20 protein-coding genes and 2 pseudogenes are annotated in these 20,310 nt (G+C 62.9%); 11 read left to right on the forward strand and 11 right to left on the reverse strand.

Annotated elements, in window-relative coordinates; translation table 11 throughout:
* Positions 1–25: 25 nt before the first annotated feature.
* The 6 genes from NKG60_RS21270 (at position 26) to NKG60_RS21295 (ending at position 5,893) form a co-directional block, all read left to right on the forward strand.
* Positions 26–1,009, forward strand: coding sequence for a substrate-binding domain-containing protein (locus NKG60_RS21270; protein WP_352661119.1), 984 nt, complete (start codon positions 26–28; stop codon positions 1,007–1,009).
* Between the two features lie 96 nt (positions 1,010–1,105).
* Positions 1,106–2,626: a sugar ABC transporter ATP-binding protein gene (locus NKG60_RS21275; protein ID WP_352661122.1), complete on the forward strand. Its 1,521-nt coding sequence runs from the start codon at positions 1,106–1,108 to the stop codon at positions 2,624–2,626.
* Entirely contained in the window at positions 2,623–3,624 is a 1,002-nt protein-coding gene (locus NKG60_RS21280; RefSeq protein WP_352975467.1) for an ABC transporter permease, read from the forward strand. Before NKG60_RS21275 ends, NKG60_RS21280 begins: the two co-directional genes overlap by 4 nt.
* Before the next feature lie 2 nt (positions 3,625–3,626).
* Complete coding sequence (locus NKG60_RS21285) at positions 3,627–4,427, forward strand: FadR/GntR family transcriptional regulator (protein ID WP_352571188.1); 801 nt, start codon at positions 3,627–3,629, stop codon at positions 4,425–4,427.
* Positions 4,428–4,431: 4 nt separating this feature from the next.
* Entirely contained in the window at positions 4,432–5,307 is an 876-nt protein-coding gene (locus NKG60_RS21290) for an aldose 1-epimerase (protein WP_352661128.1), read from the forward strand.
* Between the two features lie 121 nt (positions 5,308–5,428).
* Positions 5,429–5,893 carry a cupin domain-containing protein gene (locus NKG60_RS21295; protein WP_352661131.1) on the forward strand — a complete coding sequence of 155 codons (465 nt, stop codon included), beginning with the start codon at positions 5,429–5,431 and terminating at the stop codon, positions 5,891–5,893.
* Between the two features lie 64 nt (positions 5,894–5,957).
* Here NKG60_RS21295 and NKG60_RS21300 read toward each other — a convergent pair whose 3' ends face one another.
* From NKG60_RS21300 to NKG60_RS21325, 6 genes are all read right to left on the reverse strand, one after another.
* A complete protein-coding gene (locus tag NKG60_RS21300) occupies positions 5,958–6,458 on the reverse strand; it encodes a sarcosine oxidase subunit gamma family protein (protein ID WP_352661134.1) in 501 nt (166 codons plus the stop codon).
* A complete protein-coding gene (locus NKG60_RS21305; RefSeq protein ID WP_352975469.1) occupies positions 6,451–9,405 on the reverse strand; it encodes a sarcosine oxidase subunit alpha family protein in 2,955 nt (984 codons plus the stop codon). Before NKG60_RS21305 ends, NKG60_RS21300 begins: the two co-directional genes overlap by 8 nt.
* The gene (locus NKG60_RS21310; protein WP_352661141.1) at positions 9,402–9,698 is read right to left on the reverse strand and encodes a sarcosine oxidase subunit delta; all 297 of its coding nucleotides are present in this window, start codon (positions 9,696–9,698) and stop codon (positions 9,402–9,404) included. The genes NKG60_RS21305 and NKG60_RS21310 overlap by 4 nt, the downstream gene beginning before the upstream one ends.
* 13 nt (positions 9,699–9,711) lie before the next feature.
* A complete protein-coding gene (locus tag NKG60_RS21315) occupies positions 9,712–10,968 on the reverse strand; it encodes a sarcosine oxidase subunit beta family protein (protein ID WP_352661144.1) in 1,257 nt (418 codons plus the stop codon).
* Between the two features lie 9 nt (positions 10,969–10,977).
* The gene (locus NKG60_RS21320; RefSeq protein WP_352661147.1) at positions 10,978–12,126 is read right to left on the reverse strand and encodes a M24 family metallopeptidase; all 1,149 of its coding nucleotides are present in this window, start codon (positions 12,124–12,126) and stop codon (positions 10,978–10,980) included.
* Positions 12,127–12,201: 75 nt separating this feature from the next.
* On the reverse strand, positions 12,202–12,906 hold the full coding sequence (locus NKG60_RS21325; protein ID WP_352661150.1) for a M24 family metallopeptidase: 705 nt from the start codon (positions 12,904–12,906) through the stop codon (positions 12,202–12,204).
* 117 nt (positions 12,907–13,023) lie between these two features.
* Here NKG60_RS21325 and ehuA point away from each other — a divergent pair.
* Both ehuA and NKG60_RS21335 read left to right on the forward strand, forming a co-directional pair.
* Positions 13,024–13,707: pseudogene (gene ehuA, locus NKG60_RS21330) on the forward strand (ectoine/hydroxyectoine ABC transporter ATP-binding protein EhuA); the annotation flags it as partial.
* Entirely contained in the window at positions 13,704–14,435 is a 732-nt protein-coding gene (locus tag NKG60_RS21335; RefSeq protein ID WP_352661153.1) for a GntR family transcriptional regulator, read from the forward strand. The pseudogene ehuA and the gene NKG60_RS21335, both read left to right, overlap by 4 nt.
* A gap of 141 nt (positions 14,436–14,576) precedes the next feature.
* Here NKG60_RS21335 and NKG60_RS21340 read toward each other — a convergent pair whose 3' ends face one another.
* The 3 genes and pseudogenes from NKG60_RS21340 to NKG60_RS32305 form a co-directional block, all read right to left on the reverse strand.
* Positions 14,577–15,008 (reverse strand): VOC family protein, encoded by a 432-nt coding sequence (locus NKG60_RS21340; RefSeq protein ID WP_352661156.1) that lies wholly within the window; start codon positions 15,006–15,008, stop codon positions 14,577–14,579.
* Positions 15,009–15,116: 108 nt separating this feature from the next.
* The gene (locus tag NKG60_RS21345; protein ID WP_352661158.1) at positions 15,117–15,728 is read right to left on the reverse strand and encodes a helix-turn-helix domain-containing protein; all 612 of its coding nucleotides are present in this window, start codon (positions 15,726–15,728) and stop codon (positions 15,117–15,119) included.
* Positions 15,632–16,069: pseudogene (locus NKG60_RS32305) on the reverse strand (hypothetical protein); the annotation flags it as partial. The pseudogene NKG60_RS32305 and the gene NKG60_RS21345, both read right to left, overlap by 97 nt.
* Before the next feature lie 107 nt (positions 16,070–16,176).
* Between NKG60_RS32305 and NKG60_RS21350 the strand changes: the two are divergent.
* Complete coding sequence (locus tag NKG60_RS21350; RefSeq protein ID WP_352661347.1) at positions 16,177–16,524, forward strand: VOC family protein; 348 nt, start codon at positions 16,177–16,179, stop codon at positions 16,522–16,524.
* A gap of 19 nt (positions 16,525–16,543) precedes the next feature.
* Here NKG60_RS21350 and NKG60_RS21355 read toward each other — a convergent pair whose 3' ends face one another.
* Together NKG60_RS21355 and NKG60_RS21360 are read right to left on the reverse strand one after the other, a co-directional pair.
* Entirely contained in the window at positions 16,544–16,936 is a 393-nt protein-coding gene (locus NKG60_RS21355) for a GFA family protein (RefSeq protein WP_352661161.1), read from the reverse strand.
* Positions 16,937–17,094: 158 nt separating this feature from the next.
* Positions 17,095–17,943 carry a beta-keto acid cleavage family enzyme gene (locus NKG60_RS21360; RefSeq protein WP_352661164.1) on the reverse strand — a complete coding sequence of 283 codons (849 nt, stop codon included), beginning with the start codon at positions 17,941–17,943 and terminating at the stop codon, positions 17,095–17,097.
* A 96-nt stretch (positions 17,944–18,039) separates the two neighbouring features.
* On the opposite strand from NKG60_RS21360, the gene NKG60_RS21365 reads away from it, so the two are divergent.
* A complete protein-coding gene (locus tag NKG60_RS21365) occupies positions 18,040–18,945 on the forward strand; it encodes a MurR/RpiR family transcriptional regulator (protein WP_352661166.1) in 906 nt (301 codons plus the stop codon).
* Complete coding sequence (locus NKG60_RS21370) at positions 18,942–20,273, forward strand: aspartate aminotransferase family protein (protein ID WP_352661169.1); 1,332 nt, start codon at positions 18,942–18,944, stop codon at positions 20,271–20,273. The genes NKG60_RS21365 and NKG60_RS21370 overlap by 4 nt, the downstream gene beginning before the upstream one ends.
* Positions 20,274–20,310 lie beyond the last annotated feature (37 nt).

Raw genomic sequence — 20,310 nt, forward strand, 5'->3', positions numbered from 1 at the left:
ACCATTGAGCTCAGGGAGGATCTTCATGAAAACCACAACAAAGGCTTTGGCGACATTTGCGGCACTGGCTGCCGGACTGATGAGTGGCGCAGCAAGCGCAGATGACATCAAGATTGGTTACATCAACAAGATGGGAGACCACCCATGGTTCGTCGCCGAAGTCGGCGGCGCCAAGAAAGCGGCTGAGGCGGCAGGGGCCGCGTTCGTGTCGCAGGACGTTCAGTTCGACGCCAATTTGACGATCACGACCTTCGATACGATGGTCGGCGATGGCGTGAAGGGCATCGCCATCGTTGTCCCCGACAAGGCGCTGGGACCGGTCATCGCGGAGAAAGCAAAGGCCGCAAAAATTCCCTTGGTGGCGGTGGACGACGATATCTACTACCAGGATGGCACCCAGGTCCCCTATGTCGGCATGAATGCCTACAATATCGGTGCGCGGGTGGGCGAAGAGCTTGCCAAGCTCTACAAGGCTGAGGGCTGGGCGGGCAAAGAGGTGCGCATCGCCTCGATCGAGGACCGCAAGGCCGATACCTGCATGCAGCGCAACAAGGGCGCGGAAGAAGCGTTCCTGAAGGCGGTGCCCGATTTCAAGCCGGGCAACATCGTTCGTGTCCCCTACGACAATACGATGGTCAACGCCATCGATGTGATGACCACCACATTGACGGCCAATCCCAGCGTCACGAACTGGATATTCTATTCATGCAACGATGATGGCGTGCTGGGTGGTGCGCGAGCACTGGAGAATGCCGGCTATTCCGCAGACCAGGGCATGGGGATCGGCATCGACGGGAGCCGCGCCTGCGACGCCTTCGGATCGGGAAAGCCTTCGGCTTTCCGCGGCACGATGTGGCTCAATTCGGCAAATCATGGCGCGCTGGCGGTGAAGATTCTCTTGGCCTCCATTAAGGACGGAACGAAGCTTCCCGTTCAGTCCTTCACCGACCCGGAATACATCACCGCCGACAATTTTGCGTCGGACTACAAAGCCAAGCTCTGCCATTGAACCAGATATGCGTCATGCGCCGCAGGGCGCATGACGCTCTTCGGGCCGGCAGTTCGTCGGCAGACACACGGATCGATCCTCGGGAATGAGCTTTTGATGCAATCGGATTTCTTCTCGCTCGATAGGATTTCGAAGCGCTTCGGCGTCGTGCAGGCGCTCGACAATGTCTCGATTGCCTTTCGGCCAGGAGAGGTGCTTGCCCTGGTTGGCGAGAATGGCGCCGGCAAGTCGACAATGATGCGAATTCTCGAGGGCGTGTTCGCACCGGACACCGGCACCGTGCTGCATAGCGCCACGCCGATCGTTTTCAACGAACCGCGCGACAGCCACAGAGCCGGAATACGCGTCATCCATCAGGAGCCGGAGATCGTTCCGAACCTGACCGTGTCCGAGAACATTTTCGTCGGCGAACTGCCGCGGCTGGCAGGCGTCCTGCTCGACTGGCACAGGCTCGAGGAGCAGACCGATAAGGTGCTTGCGACCTTCGGCATGCAGCAGGATATGCGGCCGCGTCAACTCTGCAGCACACTCGGTCCGGCACAGCGCCAGATGATCGAAATCATGCGCGCCATCCGTGCCGGCGGCCGGCTGATCGCATTTGATGAGCCGACCTCGTCGCTGACCGACGACGAAGCGCGCCGTCTGTTTTCAGTAATTCGCCGGCTGCGCGAAGAGGGCACTTCGATCGTCTACATCTCTCACAGGCTGAACGAGGTCATCGACCTTGCGGATCGCATTGTCGTGTTGCGGGACGGCCGGCTGATCGATGATTCCCCCGCGGCCGGTGCCAGCGAGCAGACCATAGCCAAGCTCATGGTCGGCCGCGACATTGCAGATCTGTTTACGCGCGAGACGTGGCAATCGGGGCAACCGTTGCTGGAGGTGACGCGCCTGACCACCGACCACGTCACCGATGTGAGCCTCAAGGTCCGCCATGGCGAGGTGCTCGGCATTGCCGGCCTTATGGGTGCGGGCCGATCCGAGTTGGCAAAGGCGATTGTCGGCTATGACAGGCGTCTCGACGGAAGCATAATGATGAATGGGGTGCCCGTTGGCCCTAACAGTCCGCATGCGGCGATCGTGGCGGGCATCGGCTTTGCCCCGGAAGACCGCAAGCACGAGGCGCTGCTGCTGTTCCGAAGCATTCTTGACAATGCCTCGCTGTGCGTGCCCGACAGAACGTCGATCTTCGGCTTCTTCAATCGGCGCAAGGCACTGGAGATCGTCTCACCGCTTGCAGCAAAGATGTCGATCAAGGCGCCCGACCTCGACGAACAGGTTTCCAAACTGTCGGGTGGCAATCAACAGAAGGTCGTTCTCGCGCGCTGGCTTGCGCGGCAGCCGATGCTTCTCATCCTCGACGAGCCGACCCGCGGTATCGACATCGGCGCCAAGGCGGAAATCTATCGCCTGATCGACGAACTCGCCGCCAGCGGCATCGGCATAATCCTGATTTCCTCGGAAATGCCGGAACTGATCGGGCTCGCCGACAGGGTGCTTGTCATGGCTGGAGGCCGGATCACGGCCGAACTTTCCCGCCCTGACATCGACGAGGCCACGATCCTGAAACATGCCATGCCTCAATCTGCAGCATCACTTGGAGGGCAAATTCAGTGAACAGCCTTGAGCTCAGGACAGCAACAACACAAACCGACAAAAGGCGCTCTTCCTTGCGCATCGCAGAGCGCATCGGCATTCACAACATAAGCCTTCTTGTTGCTCTCGCCATTCTCGTGCTCATTTTCGGCACCCTGAGAGGCGACGTGTTCTTCTCGAGCCGAAACCTGCTGAACATCGGTCTGGGCATCACCATCCTGGGCGTTCTGGCGATGAGCCAGACCGTGGTCATTGTCGCCGGCGGGCTTGATATTGCCGTCGGCGCAATTGTCGGTCTGACCACAGTATCGACGGCAATGGCCATCCAGGCCACCGGATCACCCGCCGTGGGCATTCTTGCCGGCCTGGTCCTGGGCGGTCTTGCCGGCCTCGTGAACGGCATCATCATCACCTATGGGCGGGTCAACGCTGTCATCGCGACTCTCGGTACGATGGCGATCTTCCGCGGCATCGCGTTCATCATGTCCGATGGGCAATCGATCGCGATTTTCAGCGAGACTTTCCGCTTCATCGGGATTGGACGAATCCTCGGCCTGCCTCTGCTGATCTGGATACTTTTGCTGACCGCCATCGTGTTCCATCTCTTTCTTGCCCGCTCGATCGTTGGCCGCAACATCTATGCCCTGGGCGGCAATCCCGTTGTCGCACGCTTCTCTGGCATCAACATCAACCGCTACCGCGTCGGCATCTACATCATGAGTGGAGTGGCGGCCGGATTGGCCGGGATTCTGTTGGCTGCCCGTACCGGCTCTGGGCAGCCCGTATCCGGATCCCAAGGCCTGGAACTCGAGGCCATCACAGCGGCCGTTCTGGGTGGCTGCGCCTTGCAGGGCGGCAAGGGCACGATCGTCGGCGCGCTGCTGGGCGTCGCCATCATTGGCGTCCTCAACAACGGAATGATACTGACGTCCGTGCCAACCTTCTATCAGTTGCTTGCCAAGGGCTCGCTGCTGATACTTGCTGTGGTAATTGCCGAGTACCACTTGAACAGGACATGACGATGGACGCGGCGATCGCTTCGACTGGCCAAGGCAAGCAGGACATTCCTGCCGCAGATGGCACCACGTCATCGCTCAAGGATCGCATCGCACGCGATCTCGGACAGCGCATCCTCGCCGGCTCCTACGCCCAGCACTCCGTCCTGCCGACGGAAGCCGAACTTTGCGTTATCTACGGGGCGAGCCGCACCGCGCTTCGCGATGCTCTTCTGACGCTTTCGGCGAAAGGATTAATCGAGGCACGCAAGCGGGCCGGGACGCGTGTGCGCGTGTCGAGCGAATGGAACAGGCTGGATGCACAGGTTCTGGAATGGATGCGCGATATCGAGCCTGACCTCGATTTCGTCCGTGGATTGATCGAGGCGCGGCTGGTCATTGAACCCGCTGCCGCCCAACTTGCGGCCAAGATGGCGACGTCAGGCGATCTCGCAGTCATCGAAGCGGCGTATGAAGCCATGCGCATTGCTCCGCAGGACGATCTCGCTGCGTGTCTCGATGCCGACGTCAGGTTTCATACCGCCATCCTTCGTGCCAGCCGCAACCCGGTATTCGCCAATCTCGGCAATATGCTTGCGGCCGCCCTCAGCTTCTCCTTCCGCCTGACCACATCGGCCACCGCTAATTACCAGCAGACGCTGAGCGCGCATGGCGACGTGCTGGAGGCAATTAGGATGCGCAGGGCCGACGACGCTCACGATCAGATGAAGGCGCTCATCGGCATCGCGTCGAACGACCTTCTTGCAGTGGCTCGCAAAGGCCGCCATCAACAGCCGATCGCCGCTGCCAAGGCCGACACCGCCTGAACTGATGGCCCCGACGATCAAGATCAGAAGCGGAGACCTGTCCGCTGAAATCGTCCCGTCGCTTGGGGCAGGTCTTGCCAGACTGGACTATGGGCGCGTGCCGCTCTTCCGGCCATGGCCGGATGGCGGGAGCAGCAACCCGTTCGACCTTGCCTGCAACCTGCTTTTGCCGTGGTCAAATCGCATCTCGGGCGGCGGGTTCACATTCGATTCCAAATTCCACGGACTGCCAGCCAATGTTGCAGGCGAGCCATTTCCCATTCACGGCAATGGGTTTTCGAGCGAGTGGGACATCGACAGCGTAGCGCAGGACAACGCAAAGCTGTCGCTCATCAGCAACGGACCCGGCCCATACCGATATCGCGCCGAGGTGCGCTACACGCTGACCGGACAGGGGCTCGAGCTGAAGCTTCGCATCGTCAATCGGGCGTCGATCAGATTGCCGTTCGGGCTTGGCATCCATCCATGGTTCCCGAGAACGGCACGAACCGCGCTTCATGCGCCGGCCTCGCAGGTTTGTCTCGAACTGCCCAACCACCTCCCTGAACGGTTTGTGGATATCAAAACCCGTCCCGATTGGGATTTCGACGTGCCGGCCGTATTGCCGAGTGGATGGATAAACAATCTGTTTGCCGGTTGGAGCGGCGTCGCTACCATATGGTGGCCGAAGCACAGTTGCAGCCTGCGTGTCGAAGCTTCATCGCCCTTGAATTTCTACCTGGTCTATTCGCCATCGGACGAGAGCGACTTCTTCTGTTTTGAACCGGTCAGTCATGCTGTCGATGCTCACAATCGCGGTTCGATCGACAAATGGAATGGACTGTCGGTGCTTGGGCCTGGCGAGAGCCTGGCAGCCCGGTGCAGCTTCGCCGTCAGTTAGGCGGACGGAGCTTGGAAGTGGAAACTCCAGCGGCCGGGAACGCATGAGCCCGTTCGACGGATGTCGCGGCGCAGTTCGTCTGCTTGACGGCCCTCCAGATGTGCCTGGCAGGATTGGATCAATGGCGGATGTTGAACCAAAAGAATTCGTGCTCGCAGGCATCGTCATGAAGCGACTGGTCTCCGGCCAACAGACGGGAGGCTTGTTAAGTCTTTTCGAAAACAGAAGCGACGGGCACACGAAAACGCCAATCCATGTTCATGCGAATGACAACGAGACGGTCTACGTCATCGAAGGGCAGTTGACCGCAATTGTGGACCGTGTGGTCCGAACGCTCTCGCCCGGCGAGAGCATGTTTTTGAGGCGGGGCATCCCGCACCAGCTTATGAATCCCGGCAATCAGCTCGTTCGCTATATCCTGATAGACACGCCAAGTGTGTTCGAGCAGTTTCTCGCCGAAGGTGGCCATGAACTCGGCAAGGGAGAGGTGGTCGGGCCGCCGACGCCTGCCGATATCGAGCGGCTCAAAGCAGCCGCGCCGAAGCATGGGATTACGCTTCTGCAAGACTGGCCGGCAAGAGAGTAGGAGGCTTCGTGATGGCGGCTTGGATCGCCGCTAAAGCCGGCCCTACCCGAGGAACCGGTATTGGCTAGCCGCCGGCAATCCAATCCGAGAGACTGCGGGCAAAACTTCGCGGCACGATGAGTTCGCACGCGGTCTCGCCGGTGCGCAGGAAGAGCACGGGCACGTGATGGAAGGATGTCAGTACGGCGCGGCCCGGAGCGGCTGTCGGCGCGTGCCAGTCGACGGCAATGCGGCCGGACAGAAGCCTTGCGATGTCAGGGCCGGCCATTTTCAAACGAGCACGACCTTCCCCAAGGGGAACGGAACAGCCGAGATCGGGGTCGACGACAAGGGCTGGCACTTCTGTGCCTTCGTCTAGAGCCAGCCAAAGGCGGCGAGGTGCAACGCGGATAATTAGAAGCCCCTTGTGGTGAACCGTCTCTCCGACCGAAGCGGGAAGTTTCTTGCCGAGCGAGGCCGAGACGCTCTTTTCGAATTGTCTCAGTGTCCCGTCCCAGCCCTCGATCTGGACAAGCGGGCAATCGGCCACGGACAGGCTGAAATCCCGAGAGGTCAAGCTAGCCATGCAGCCGTTCTCCCTGCGGGTCGATGAATACCGGCGAGACAATGCGGGCGCGAACCGTTTCGGCCTTCATCGGATGTACCGCCACAACTTCGCTTCCTTCTGACGCAACATCCCCGGCAAGGAGTGCCAGACCGACATAATGGCCGCGTTCGGGGCTGAATGTGACGGAGGTGACGCGACCGCGCCCATGGCCATAGGGTTTCTCATCCGGCAGGAACAGGATGGCGCCGCCGCGCAGCCGTTTTCCGTCCTCGATGCATTCCAGTCCGACGAGGCGCTGCCGGTTGGGCGCCTGGAGGGCAGGGCGCCCTCGCAGGACGTCGCCGACGAAACCGCTGCGCTTGCCGACCATGCGGCCGAGGCCGAGATCGTCGAGCGTCGTGCGCCCATCGATCTCCGGTCCGGCGACATGGCCCTTTTCGACGCGTAGCGCGCCAAGCGCCTCAACGCCGTATGGCTTCAGGTCGAAGGGTCTGCCGGCTTCGAGCAAGCGGCTCCAGAGCTGTTCACCGGCACTGGCGCCGACATAGACTTCGTAAGCACGCTCGCCGGAATAACTCAGACGCAGGATGCGGAGCCCACGGCCCTCCCACTCGCTTTCGAGTAGCCCCATATGCGGAAGCGCCTCATCGGAGACGTCGAGATCAGGAAAAGCAGCGCTGAGGATTGCGCGGCTGGCTGGCCCGGCAACCGACATAGCCGCCCATTCGTCACTTACCGAGGTCACTGCCACACGCAAATCAGGCCAGGCCGTGTCGAGCAGGAATTCGAGACGCGACAGCACATCGGCGGCCTTGGCGGTCGAGGTCGTCATGAAAAACCGGTTTTCCGCCAGCCGCGTCGTGGTGCCGTCGTCGAAGACGATACCGTCGTCGCGCAGCATGACGCCGTAGCGGGCGCGGCCGACCGCCAGTTTGGCAAAGCCGTTGGCGTAGACGCGATCCAGGAATATCGCCGCATCCGCGCCCTGGACATCGATCTTGCCAAGGGTGGAAATGTCCATTAGGCCCGCCGCCTGACGTACGGTACGCATTTCGGCGACATGGGCCTCGTTCACGTCGCGCCCCGACTGCCGGTAGAAATAGGGCCGCATCCAGACCCCTACCTCGAGCATCTCGGCGCCATTCGCCATGTGCCAGTCGTGCATCGGCGTGCGGCGGATCGGCTTGAAATGATGGCCGACGGCGCGCCCGGCAAGCGCCCCGATGGCAACCGGCGTATAGGGCGGGCGGAAGGTCGTGGTGCCGGTCTCGGGGATTGTTGCGTTGCGCAGCGCCGCCATGGCAGCAATCGCGGGAAAATTGCTGGTCTTGCCCTGGTCGGTGCCCATGCCGAGCGTGGTGTAGCGTTTCAGGTGCTCGACCGATTCATAGCCCTCGCGATGGGCGAGCTCGATGTCTTTTGTCGTCACATCCATCTGGAAATCGACAAAGGCTTTTCCGCGTCCAGCGGGCAGGACCTCGTGATGCGGGGCCGCGGCGGTCTCGCCGAGATCTAGTTTCGATGGAGTGGGCGCCGGCGCCGACTTGCCGCAGAACGATGCCGCCTCGATGCCGGCGCGATGACCGTCCTCGACGGCCGCGGCGGTCGTATAGGCCCCCAGCATCGCGCCGGCGCCGAACCGGTCGGCCGGAAACGCGCCCGGCACGAAGCCGCCGATGTCGTCGCGATAGACAGGTTTGACACCAAGGTGCGAGGTGAGATGCACGGTTGGCGACCAGCCGCCGGACACGCAGACCAGGTCGCAGGCGGTCCAGGACTGGCCCTCCGGCCCGTTGAGCATTACTTGCCTGGCGGCATGGCCGCCGCACAGGTCGACGATACGCGTTGCGGCCCGCACCACCACGCCGAGCCGTGCGGCTTCTGCGGCAAGCGCTGCGGGCGGGACGGCGCGCAGGTCGGCAACCGTCACCTCCGCGCCGGCTGCGGCATAGTCGAAGGCGGTGCGCCAGGCACCGTCATTGGTGGTGGCGACAATGATTTTCTTGCCCGGCAGGACGGCGAAACGGTTGAGATAGGTCCGGGCGGCCGAGGCAAGCATGACGCCGGGCCGGTCATTGTTCGAGAACACCATCGGCCGCTCGATGGCGCCGGTGGCGAAAACGATCGAGCGGGCGTGCAGCATAGTGACCGTTTGCCGTGTCTCGCCATTCGGCTGCGGATCGGTTGGATCGCGCTGTTCGACCAATCCAAGCACATTGCCGTCATAGCTGCCAAAAGCGGTCGTCCGCTTCATCAGCGCCACGGTTTCGAAGCGCTCCAACTCGGCCTCGGCTTGCTTCAGCCATGCGGCCGCTGCGCTGTCGGACGGTTCCGCCAGAAGCTGGCCGCCAAGCAGGAAATCCTGCTCGATCAGCGCGACCCGCGCGCCGGCCGCGGCGGCCGCTCGCGCCGCCGACAATCCCGCCGGACCGCCGCCGACGACGGCGACATCGGCGAAGGCATGACGAACCTCGTAGTGGTCGGGATCCGGGCTGGTGCCGGCCCTACCCAGGCCGGCCGCCTTGCGGATGAAATGTTCGTAGAACATCCAGGCGCGGCGCGTCGGGCCCATGAAGGTCTTGTAGTAGAAGCCGGCGGACAGAAACGGTGCCAACAGCCCGTTGACGCTTTGCACGTCGAAGGCAAGCGATGGCCAGCGGTTCTGAGTCTCCACGACCATGCCGTCGGCGAGTTCCGGTGTCGTTGCCGGCAGGTTCGGCTCGCGCCTGCCGGCGCTCCCGAGCGTAACCAGCGCATTCGGCTCTTCGGGCCCGGCGGAAAAAATGCCGCGCGGGCGATGATATTTGAAGCTGCGACCGACCAGCGTGACGCCGTTGGCGAGCAGCGCGGAGGCAAGCGTGTCGCCGCGATATCCAGCCAGCTTGCGGCCGTCGAAGGTAAACTCGACCGGCTGCTCGCGGACGATGCGGCCACCCACCGACAGCCGTTTGCGGTTCGAACTCATGCCGGTGATTTCCTGAGAGTTGATTTCCTGGCCCGCAATTTTCTGGCGAAGTCGACGGATGCGATGACGTGGTTGCGTGTGTCGCGTTCGACCACCAGCCATTGCCGGCAACCGGTCACGTGCTGCCAGTATTCACGGTGCGGGCCGGCCGGGTTTGTCCTGATATAGACGTAGCGGTACCAGGCCTCGGGATCGGGATCGTCATGGGCCGGACGCGTGACCGAGGCATCGCCGCCATAGCGGAACTCGTCGTGGTCACGCGGGCCGCAGCAGGGGCATTCGATGCGCAGCATTTTGTCCCGCCTCCTATTGCAGCCAGGCCGAAGGGCCGACACCGGCTTCATCGAGCGTGTGGCCGGTGCGGAAACGATCGAGCCCGTAGGCAGCGACCAAGGGATGCGGCTTGCCGTTGGCGATCGTGTGGGCGAAGCACCAGCCGGAAGCCGGCGTTGCCTTGAAGCCGCCATAGCACCAGCCGCCATTGAGATAGAGGCCGTCGATCGGCGTCGGGCAGATGATCGGGCTGGCATCGGGAGTCATGTCCATGACGCCGCCCCAGTGGCGCAGCAGGCGGACGCGCGAAATGCACGGCATCAGCGCAATGGCCGCCTCCGCCACCTCGCGCACGACGCCGAGATTGCCGCGCTGGGCGTATGAATTGTAGCCGTCGAGATTACCGCCGAAGACCAACCCGCCCTTGTCGGACTGGCTGACGTAGAAATGGTCGGCCCCGTAAGCGACGACGTGATCTACCAGCGGCTTCAGCGGCTCGGTGACAAAGGCTTGCAGGACGTGGCTTTCGATCGGCAGTTCCAGGCCGGCCTTGGCGCCGAGCACGGATGTATGACCGGCAACAGCGAGGCCGACCTTGCCGGCGCCGATCCGGCCTTTCGTCGTTTCGACGCCGACGATCCTGTCGCCGTCACGGACAAAGCCTGTCACCCCGCAGTTCTGGATGATGTCCACGCCATGGTTATCGGCGGCACGCGCATAGCCCCAGGCGACGGCGTCATGGCGCGCCGTGCCGGCGCGGCCCTGGAAGATGGCGCCGTGGATCGGGAAGCGGGCGGTGTCGGAAAAATCGAGGTAAGGCACCAGCCGGCGCACCTCTTCGCGGTCGAGGATATCGGCATCGATGCCATTCAGCCGCATGATGTTGGCGCGGTGGCTGAAGCCGTCGAGCTGATCGGCCGAATGCGCTGTGACGAGCTGGCCGCGCTGAGAAAACATGACGTTGAAATTCAGCGCCCGCGACATGCCCTCCCAGAGCTTCATCGAGAATTCGTAGAACTGGGTGTTGCCGTCGAGCAGGTAGTTGGAGCGGATGACGGTGGTGTTGCGGCCGACATTGCCGCCGCCGACATAACCCTTTTCGAGCACCGCGACGTTGCGGATACCGTGGTTCTCGGCGAGGTAGAAGGCGGTGGCGAGGCCGTGTCCACCGCCGCCGATGACGATCACGTCATAGGACGGTTTTGGCTCCGCCGCACGCCAGGCGCGCTGCCAATTCTTCTGGCCGGACAGCGCGTTGCGGAAAACCGAAAATGCCGAGTAGCGCGCCATGCGTGCGGCCTATCGAACGATCGGGCCGGCCGGCGTGCGGGTGAGCACTTCGGCACCCGCATCGGTCAACAGCACCGTGTTGGAGACGAAGTCGTCGCCGCGACCCGTTCCCATCAGCCACGACAGGATGTGGAAGCTCATCCCGGTCTCGATCTCGAGGTCGGAATCGTGCCTCAAGCCGGTCACCGAATTGCCGCCGGTCCATGACGGCGGCTGGCCGGCGCCGACGAGGTAACCGCAGTGATGGCGGCGATAGTGGGAAAGGCCGGCCTCGTCGGCGACGGCCTGCCAGGCGGCGTAGACATCGCGCGCCTTGGCGCCCGGCCGCAGCGCCTCGATGACCGCGTTGGACGCCTTGGCGGTCACCTCCGCCATTTTGGCATCTTCGTCGCTGATGTGGCCGATGCGAACAAGCCGGCCGAGCGGCGCGTGGTAGCGCGAGATGCACCCGGACAGTTCGACAAAGACCGGCTCGCCGTTGCGGTAAATCCCGTCGCCCCAGGTCGTGTGCTCTTCACCCAGGCGCGCGGCCGGGCGGATGAACGGTCCGAAGCCCGGCGCATGACCGCCGGCGCGGATCATTGCCGCAACACATTGGGCCGCGACCTCCTGTTCGGAGGCGCCGTCCGAGATCGCTGCGATCGCGGCGCCGGCAGCGGCGTCCGTCACCTTGGCGGCACGCCGCATCAGCGCCTGTTCCTCGGCGCTCTTCACCCGCCGCATCTTATCGACAAGACCGGAGACATCGCTCCATTTGGCGTCCGCCTGAGTCTGGAGCGCAACGGCAAGCCCATGGCTGAGGCCAGCCGTCCAGTATTCGAGGCCGATCCGCTTGCCGGACAAGCCGAGCTCTGCAAGCACCCGCGCGGCAAGGTCGGCCGCCGTTTCGCTGTCGGAGTGGCCACGGAATTCCGCTGCCTTCACTTGCTTCTCGATTGTCACCTTCTCCATCGAGCGGGTGACCAGGACAGGTTTTCCCCGGAGCGGGACGATCAGCAGGTGAGGGGCAAAATACCCCCAGTGGTCGAGGCCGGTGAGATAGAAGACGTTCTCCGGCGAGGCAAAAACCGCTGCGTCGAGCTCGCTCTCAACCAGTGCAGTACGGACCTTTGCCAAGCGGCCGGCGATTTCGGCTTCGGAAAACGGATTGCGGTCCATCGGGCGTCCTCGTGCTTGTTGCCGGCTTGGTGGCGGGCATGGTTCTTTTCGGCAGCCGGTTTCCCGGCTGCCATGTCAGTCGATGACGATGAGTTCGCGCGCCACATCGCAGAGGCGTTCGCCGCCGCGTTCCGTGACGACGAACGATTCCGAGATGGCGATGCCGAAATCGTCGAGCCAGACGCCGGCCATGAAATGGAAGCACATCCCAGGCTGCATCTCGGAAGTGTCGCCGGGACGAAGGCTTGCGGTGCGTTCACCCCAATCGGGCGGGTATGCGAGCCCGACCGGATAGCCAACGCGGCTTTCCTTCTTCAGCCCGTTCTTCCTCAACACCGCCTGCCAGGCGGCTTCCACCTCTTCGGCGGTGTAGCCGGGGCGCGCCTTCTCGAGGCCAGCGTCGACGCCCTCAACGATCGCCTTGGCCATGTCGAGGATGGCTTGCGGCGGGTTTCCGAAATGTACCGTCCGGGTCAGCGCCGCATGATAGCGGCGGCGCACGCCGGCGATCTCCAGAATGGCGAGGCCGCTGTCCGGCAGCGGCGCGTCGGACCACGTCAGATGCGGCGTGCCGGTGCCCTCGCCAACGGGCATCAGCGGACAGATCGCGGCATAGTCGCCGCCCGCTCCGGGCACGCCGATGATCTGCGCGTGATAGATTTCCGCAATGACGTGGTTCTGAGGCACACCGGGCCGCATTTTCTCTATGGCACGGTTCATGGCATGCGTGCAGATCGCACCCGCCTCGCGGATCAGCACCAGCTCGGCTTCGGAGCGCACGCCTGACCACCGGCCTGCCCGAGACAAAGGCCGCGCCCTGGGAACCATCCACAGTTGTCCAATGGGAGAAAAGCATGCTCAAATCATCGAAATCGCGCCGCATGGTCGTGAAAGCGCGAGAAGGTCTCCATCATCGGGCCGTCCGGCTCCGGCAAGACCACGGTGCTGCGCATGCTGATGACGCTGGAGACGATCAATGACGGCGTCATCTGGGTCGAAGGCGAGCCGCTCACCCACATGCAGAGGAACGGCAAGCTTGTTCCCGCCGATCTCGCCCACATCCGCAAGATCCGCGCCAAGATCGGCATGGTGTTCCAGTCGTTCAACCTGTTCCCGCACATGACGGCGATCCAGAACTGCATCGAGGCCCCGATAACCGTGCTCGGCATGAAGCGGCCCGATGCCGAGGCGCGTGCTGCCGAGCTGCTCGACATGGTCGGTTTGTCGGAGAAGAAGGACCACTATCCCTCGCAGCTTTCCGGCGGCCAGCAGCAGCGTGTCGCCATCGCCCGCGCCTGCGCCATGCGGCCCAAGATCATGCTGTTCGACGAAGTGACCTCGGCACTCGACCCCGAACTCGTCGGCGAAGTGCTTGAAGTCATCCGAAAACTCGGTAGGGAACATGACCTCACCATGCTGATGGTCACCCACCAGATGGGATTTGCCAGGGAATTCTCCGATCGCGTCTGCTTTTTCCATGCCGGCAAGATCTGCGAGCAGGGGCCGCCAAGCGAGTTGTTCGGCGCGCCCAAGAACGAGCGGACGCGGCAGTTCCTGCACGCTGTCCTGGAGGCTGGATGACGCTTGAGACGGATGACAGGCTGCCAACGACGGTGACCGCCGCGCCGCCGCGCCCGCTCTCGGCACGGGAGCGGTTCGAGCGCATTTACCGGATATTGCGCGACCGCATCTGCCTGCTCGACTATGCGCCGGGAAGCCATCTGTCCGAGGAAGAACTTGCCCAGGAATTCGAGATCAGCCGCACGCCGGTCCGGCGTGTCCTGGCGCGCCTCGAATCCGAGGGTCTGGTTCAATCCGTCCACGGCGTCGGCACGATCGTCACCGACGTCGACATCGAGGAATTGCAGCAGGTCTATCATTTGCGTCTTGAGCTGGCGCTCCTCGTCGGCAAGCTTTCGCCGATCCCACGCACGGCGGACGACCTCGACCGGATACGGGCGCTCATCGCGCGCTGCGATGCCGATATACTCAATCCCGACCAGCGCGCTTTCCTGCGCCTCAACATGGATTTTTTCTACGAGCTCACGGCAATGACCGGCAACCAGCCGCTGCGCGAGATCAGCGAGCGCCTGTATTTTCAGGTCGCGCGCGTCGTCCTAAAGATGATGCCGCAACTGGGCCTTGTCGAGGAGTTCACCGCGTTCCGCCGCGAAATGGAAGAGGTCCTTGCCGCCGCCGAGATCGGCGACTGGGAGTCCATAGGACACATAAGGCGGGCGCATATTTCAATGAGCTTTCGCCGCATGATGCGTCATGCAGGCGAGGCGAATCTGGATAGAGCAACATAGTCAGCGCTTAAGATTGTGCTGGTGGTCCGCCGTCGAACTGGCTTCGTTTCTGAGGAAAGCATGGCCGCCCGCCCGGTGCCGACACAATTTGCCAGCACCGGGATGACTGACGCGGTTCGATGCTGCAGGCCCGCGCCGCCCTTAAAGAGGATCCTCACTCGGTATGTTGGCGGGGTTCCAGACGACCTCCCACAGATGTCCGTTCGGGTCGCGGAAGTATCCGGCATATCCGCCAAAGAACGTGTCCCGGGCAGGCTTGATGACCTCGGCTCCGGCGCGGGCGGCCTCATCCATCACTTGATCGACTTCTTCGCGGCGCACAACGTTGTGGCCGATTGTGAACGAGGTCGAGGTAATCGGCGCCTTGGGCAGGCCGGTGTCGTAGGCGAGGTCGTCCTGAGCCCAGATCGCGAGCTTCAACCCGCCGGACAGCGTGAAGAACGCGACGACGCCATGCTCGAACTCGCGGCCGATGATCCCTTCCGTCGGCAAGCCGAGACCGTCGCGGTAGAACACGAGAGAACTCTCGAGGTCGGCGACAGCGATGGTCAAAACCGAAATGCGCGGTTTCATGGCAGTCTCCTCTGGTTGTCGGAAATACCAGGATAAAGTCGGGCGACAGTGAGGACTTGAACAAAACGGCCAAAAGCGTGCCGCCAAGTCGAAGAACGCACCGAGGTTTCACTCGTTGTGCAGCAGGTGATGAATCTGTCGCGGGGTGCCTCCCGTCAGACGGCGGCTCTCTCGGACAAGATGCGCCTGATCGGAATAGCCCGCCTCGGCAGCCAGCATGGCGGTGGAGCTGTTGGAGTGGCTCGAAAGCCGCAGAAAGCGCTGGTAGCGGAGGATACGGTCAAGCGTCTTGGGGCCATAGCCGAAGCTCTCGTCGAAGCGCCGGCGCAATGTCCTTCGCTCATCTCGAGCGCGCGCATCAACCAAGGGACGAGCGGCGCGTCGGGTGGCGGCCCGCGCTCGATCAAGCGATATGCCGCCTGCATGGGAACGTCCGGCGCGCGGGAGCCCACCTCCTCGGCGAGGACCTGTTGGAGCGAGCAGGCCAGATCCTCGAGATTGTCGCTGGCGCGCACGCAACTGGCGAGGCGGCGAGCTCGCGCGCCCCACAAATCGTCGAGCGACAGCCTCTTGCCGACCAGCTCGATTTGGGGCACGCCGAGCCATGCCGCCGCCGCGGCAGGATGGAAGCGCAAGCCGATCACGACCTCGTCCGCCGCCAGAACCTCGGTCTGCGGCTCCTTGTCGGGGCCGGCAATTCGCAAGCTGCCTCCGATCCATTGCAAATCGATCGTTGCGTCGGGCATGATGACGATCGGCGGTGAGCCCGCCGGGTCCATTCGATGCACCCACACAGAAGCAAAGCTCCCGTGAAGCCGCGCCGACGCTGGACGTTGCTGAAATGAACCCGTTGCCTGCGCTGGGACGGGATCGCTCATCTCGCTCCCCTTCGGATTAGCGGCGGTGAACCTACGGCGCAGCGGCTCGCCCGGCCGTCGGTCGAGGCAATAATCTGCACCACCGACAACGTCTTCCAATCGAGAACGGTTGCAAGAATCGGTCGTTTTCTTCCGGCCGGACCGACGAGGGCAGGTGAGGGATGATGTCACGTGCATCGCCATCGGCGGCGCCGTGTGCGGCTCATACGTCGATGGCCGTTTTGTTCAATCCGGCAAGCGAGATGCGTGCTTATCTTTCCGCGTCGTACATCACACGAGAGGTACGCGTCATGAGCAACAACAACGACCAACGGATCGACTACGTCGAATTCAACGTGAAAGACATTCAGCGGTCACGCGACTTCTACGGAAAGGCGTTCGGCTGGACCTTCACCGACTACGGCCCACAATATTGCGAGTTCAACGACGGGCGCTTGTCAGGTGGCTTTGCTGCTGGCCCAGCGAGGTCCGGAGGAGGCCCGCTCGTCATTCTCTATGCCGAGGATTTGCCGGGAACGGTCAAGCGTGTCGAGATCGTCAGACCGATCTACGGCTTCCCCGGCGGCCGGCGCTTCCATTTCGCTGACCCGGATGGTTACGAGCTTGCGGTTTACACCGAGGACGGCAGCAAGGAATGAGCCGCACCGTTCGTGCGGCCTATTCCTCAAAGCGACCCGTGGCGTCACGATCGCGCTCGTACCGTCTCGTGAGCGGAAACGGCGGCAGCCAGGACTCGCGGCGGATGATCCAGCTTTCGTAGGTTGGCATAAGCTGGTCAGGCGCATCCAGGGACCCCAGGTTTACTTCGATTTCGTCTGCCGTGCGTGCGAAAATGGAGGAGCCGCAGCGGGGACAGAAAAACCGCCCGGCGTAGTCGCGTGTTTCGCCGTCGATCGTCACCGCATCCTCAGGAAATATCGCGGAAGCGTGAAAAAGGGCGCCATGATGCTTGCGGCAGTCGAGACAGTGACAAAGGCCGACCCGGTATGGGCGCCCCGACGCGACAATTCGGACGTTGCCGCACAGGCAACCGCCGGTGAATCGGTCCATGCTGCGTCTCCTCCAAAATCAAGCGGCCGGAATGGTTACAACGACCGGCACTGTTGTTGCAATCGCCGCGCCGCGGGCGGGGACGCGTCGGCGAATGACATTGCAGCCGCCTCTATCTGCCTTACGCGAGCTTGCCTCCGAAAATAGGCTTTGGTTTGTCATATGGAACGAAACGGCGCGTTCCATTGAGCGGCCAACTCGGCGGCCGAGGCGATCTTGACGCCGCAGTCGGCGAGTATGCGTGCGACCGTCGCTACCGGTTCGGCGTTGGACGAGGCTATGCTGCCGTCCGGAAGGAAAAGATTGTTTTCGAAGCCGACCCGGACATGGCCGCCAAGCAATGCGGCGGCGGTCACGCACGCCGCTTCGTAGCGGCCGAAGGCGCACACGCTCCAATGGTCGAAGCGCGGCATGTTCGCCGCGAGGAATGGCAGGAGATCGGCAGGAACGGACGTCTGTCCCGGCGTGTAGCGGCCTAGCACGTAGAGAACCGGTATGCTTGCCCAGGTGATCAGTCCGCGCTGCTGCATGTCCGCAAGCCTGACGGCCTCCTCGGGCGAATAGAGGATGATCTGCGGCGCAACCCCCTCGGTGTGCAGCCAGGCCATGAAGCGCGCGAAGGCGAGTTCCGATCCGGCATCAGGAACGATTTCGCGAAGCGCCAGGGAGACAGCTTGCGGCTTCACATCTTGTACGACGGCCATCTGTTGAGCCGGCGAATAGATACCGAGCGCCTCGGAGGTGATCTGGATTACCAAGCGGTCGCCGGCAGCACCGCGGATGGCGGCGATCGCCTGGCGGTAGGCGTCGGCGTCGAGCAGATGATTGCCACTTCTGTCGCGGACATGGACGTGGATCATAGCTGCACCGGCATCGGCGCATTCCGCGGCCGTCCTCGCAAGTTCGGCTGGTGTCAGCGGAATCGCCGGATGGTCTGCCCTGCTGCGACGTCCCCCGTTCGGCGCGACGGCTATGGCGATGCGGTCGAGACCATGGGCCGGCTTCATCGGGACGTTCTGTGAGTGACAAGATTCATATGAATCAATCTTTGACCACACTGAAACAGACGTTGCAATCGCTGGTCTGGCGAGCTAGCAATATCCATGGACCAGGAAGAGCTTGCTGGACAGATCGTCACTGCCTTCGACGGCATGTCGGCGCAGCTTCGGTCCGCCGCGCGCTATGTCCTTGATAAGCCGTATGATGTCGCGCTGTTGTCGATGCGCGAGCAGGCCCGGCACGCAGGAGTGCAGCCGGCGACGATGACGCGGCTGGCCCAGCATCTCGGCCTTGATGGCTACGAGGCGGTACGCGATATCTACGCCGCCGCGATCCGGGACGGCGAAATCGGTTTCGCCGGCAAGGCGGGCCTTCAGGTGGCCAGCCAAAAGCTCAAGGGCGACCACGCGCTGGCGGCCGATATTCTGGATTCGATTTCCAGCCAGCTTGCCCATCTCGCCGAAGGCAGGTCGATCGACCGTCTGGTCGAGACGGCCAGGGCGCTGAGTGCGGCAAGACGCGTCTATTGCCTCGGCCTGCGCTCAAGCCACGCAGTCGCCTGGCATCTGCATTACATCCTGTCGCTGATCGGCGAGAAGTCAGTGCTGCTGCACGGAATCGGCGGAACCGACGGTGACGCTCTGGCCCATGCGACAAAGGACGACGTGCTGATCGCCGCCAGCGTCCTGCCCTACACGCGCTTCACCATCGAGCTCGTCGAGTACGCTGCCAGCCGCGGCGTACCGGTCATTGCGATCACCGACAGCGGGGTAGCGCCCTTGGCGCTGCTTGCCGATCACCTGGTCGTCGTGCCGACCGGCAGCCCGTCCTTTTTCCACACCATGACGCCAGCTTTCATCGTTGCTGAGGTCCTCGGTGCTCTTGTCGCAGGGCAGGCAGGCGAGGGCGCTGTTGAGTCGCTGCGACGTTTCGATGAGCAGGGCGCCGCCCTCAAGACCCATCTGAACCAGCGTCCGCCGAAGAAAATGCCTATAAGGGACCGTCGATGACACACATTCTTCATCGAACCATCCACTCGACGCTGCCGGTCGCCGCTCGCGGCCAAGGCATCGAACTGTTCGATGCCGAGGGCAAGTCCTATATCGACGCGTCGGGCGGCGCCGCCGTGTCCTGTCTCGGCCACGGCCACCCCGACGTGATCGCTGCACTGCACGCCCAGCTTGACCGCATCGCCTACGCCCACACCAGCTTCTTCACCACCGAGGTGGCAGAGCGCTTGGCGGATCGGCTGGTCGAGGACGCGCCGAAGGGGTTGGACCATGTCTATCTGGTCAGCGGCGGCTCGGAGGCGGTCGAGGCCGCGCTCAAGATGGCCAGGCAATATTTTGTCGAGAAAGGTGAGCCGCAACGGCGCCATCTCATCGCACGTCGGCAGAGCTATCATGGCAATACGCTCGGCGCTCTCGCCACCGGCGGCAACGAATGGCGGCGCGCCCAGTTCAGGCCGTTGCTGATCGAGACCCACCATATCGACCCCTGTTACGCCTATCGCTATCAAAAGCATGGCGAAAGCGACGAAGCCTATGCGGCGCGCTCCGCCCAGCAGCTCGAAGACAAGATCCTCGAACTCGGCCCGGACGAGGTCATCGCCTTTGTCGCCGAGCCGGTGGTGGGTGCCACGCTCGGCGCCGTGCCGTCGGTCGCCGATTATTTCAAGCACATTCGCGCGATCTGCGACCGCTACGGCGTGCTGCTCATCCTCGACGAGGTGATGTGCGGCATGGGCCGTACCGGCACGCTGCATGCGTGCGAGCAGGACGGCATCGCTCCCGACCTGCTGACCATCGCCAAGGGACTCGGCGGTGGCTACCAGCCGATTGGCGCGGTGCTGCTCGGCCGGCATATCTTCGACACCTTTGCCCAAGGCTCGGGCTTCTTCCAGCATGGACATACCTATATGGGGCATCCAATGGCAGCGGCGGCCGGCCTTGCCGTGCAGGAGGTCATCCGGCGTGACCGTCTGCTCGACAACGTCAGCGCAATGGGCGCGCAGCTGGACGAACGCCTGCACCAACGCTTCGATAACCACCATCACGTCGGCGACATTCGCGGGCGGGGGCTATTTAGGGGAATCGAGCTGGTGGTTGATCGCGCCAGCAAGGAACCGTTCGACCAGAGGCTTGAACTCAACGCCCGCATCAAGCGCGAAGCAATGGCCCGCGGCCTGATGATATATCCGATGGCCGGGACGATTGACGGTGTGCGAGGCGTTCATGTGCTTGTGGCGCCGCCTTTCATCATTTCCAAACAGGATATCGATCGGATCGTCGAACGGCTCGGCGAGGCGATCGACGCTGCGATCGCTTCAGCGGCCTGACCCGCACGACGCGGACCGCCTCAAACCAGTTCCAACG

It is taken from the genome of Mesorhizobium sp. M1428 (assembly GCF_040317515.1).
Classification (GTDB): Bacteria; Pseudomonadota; Alphaproteobacteria; order Rhizobiales; family Rhizobiaceae; genus Mesorhizobium.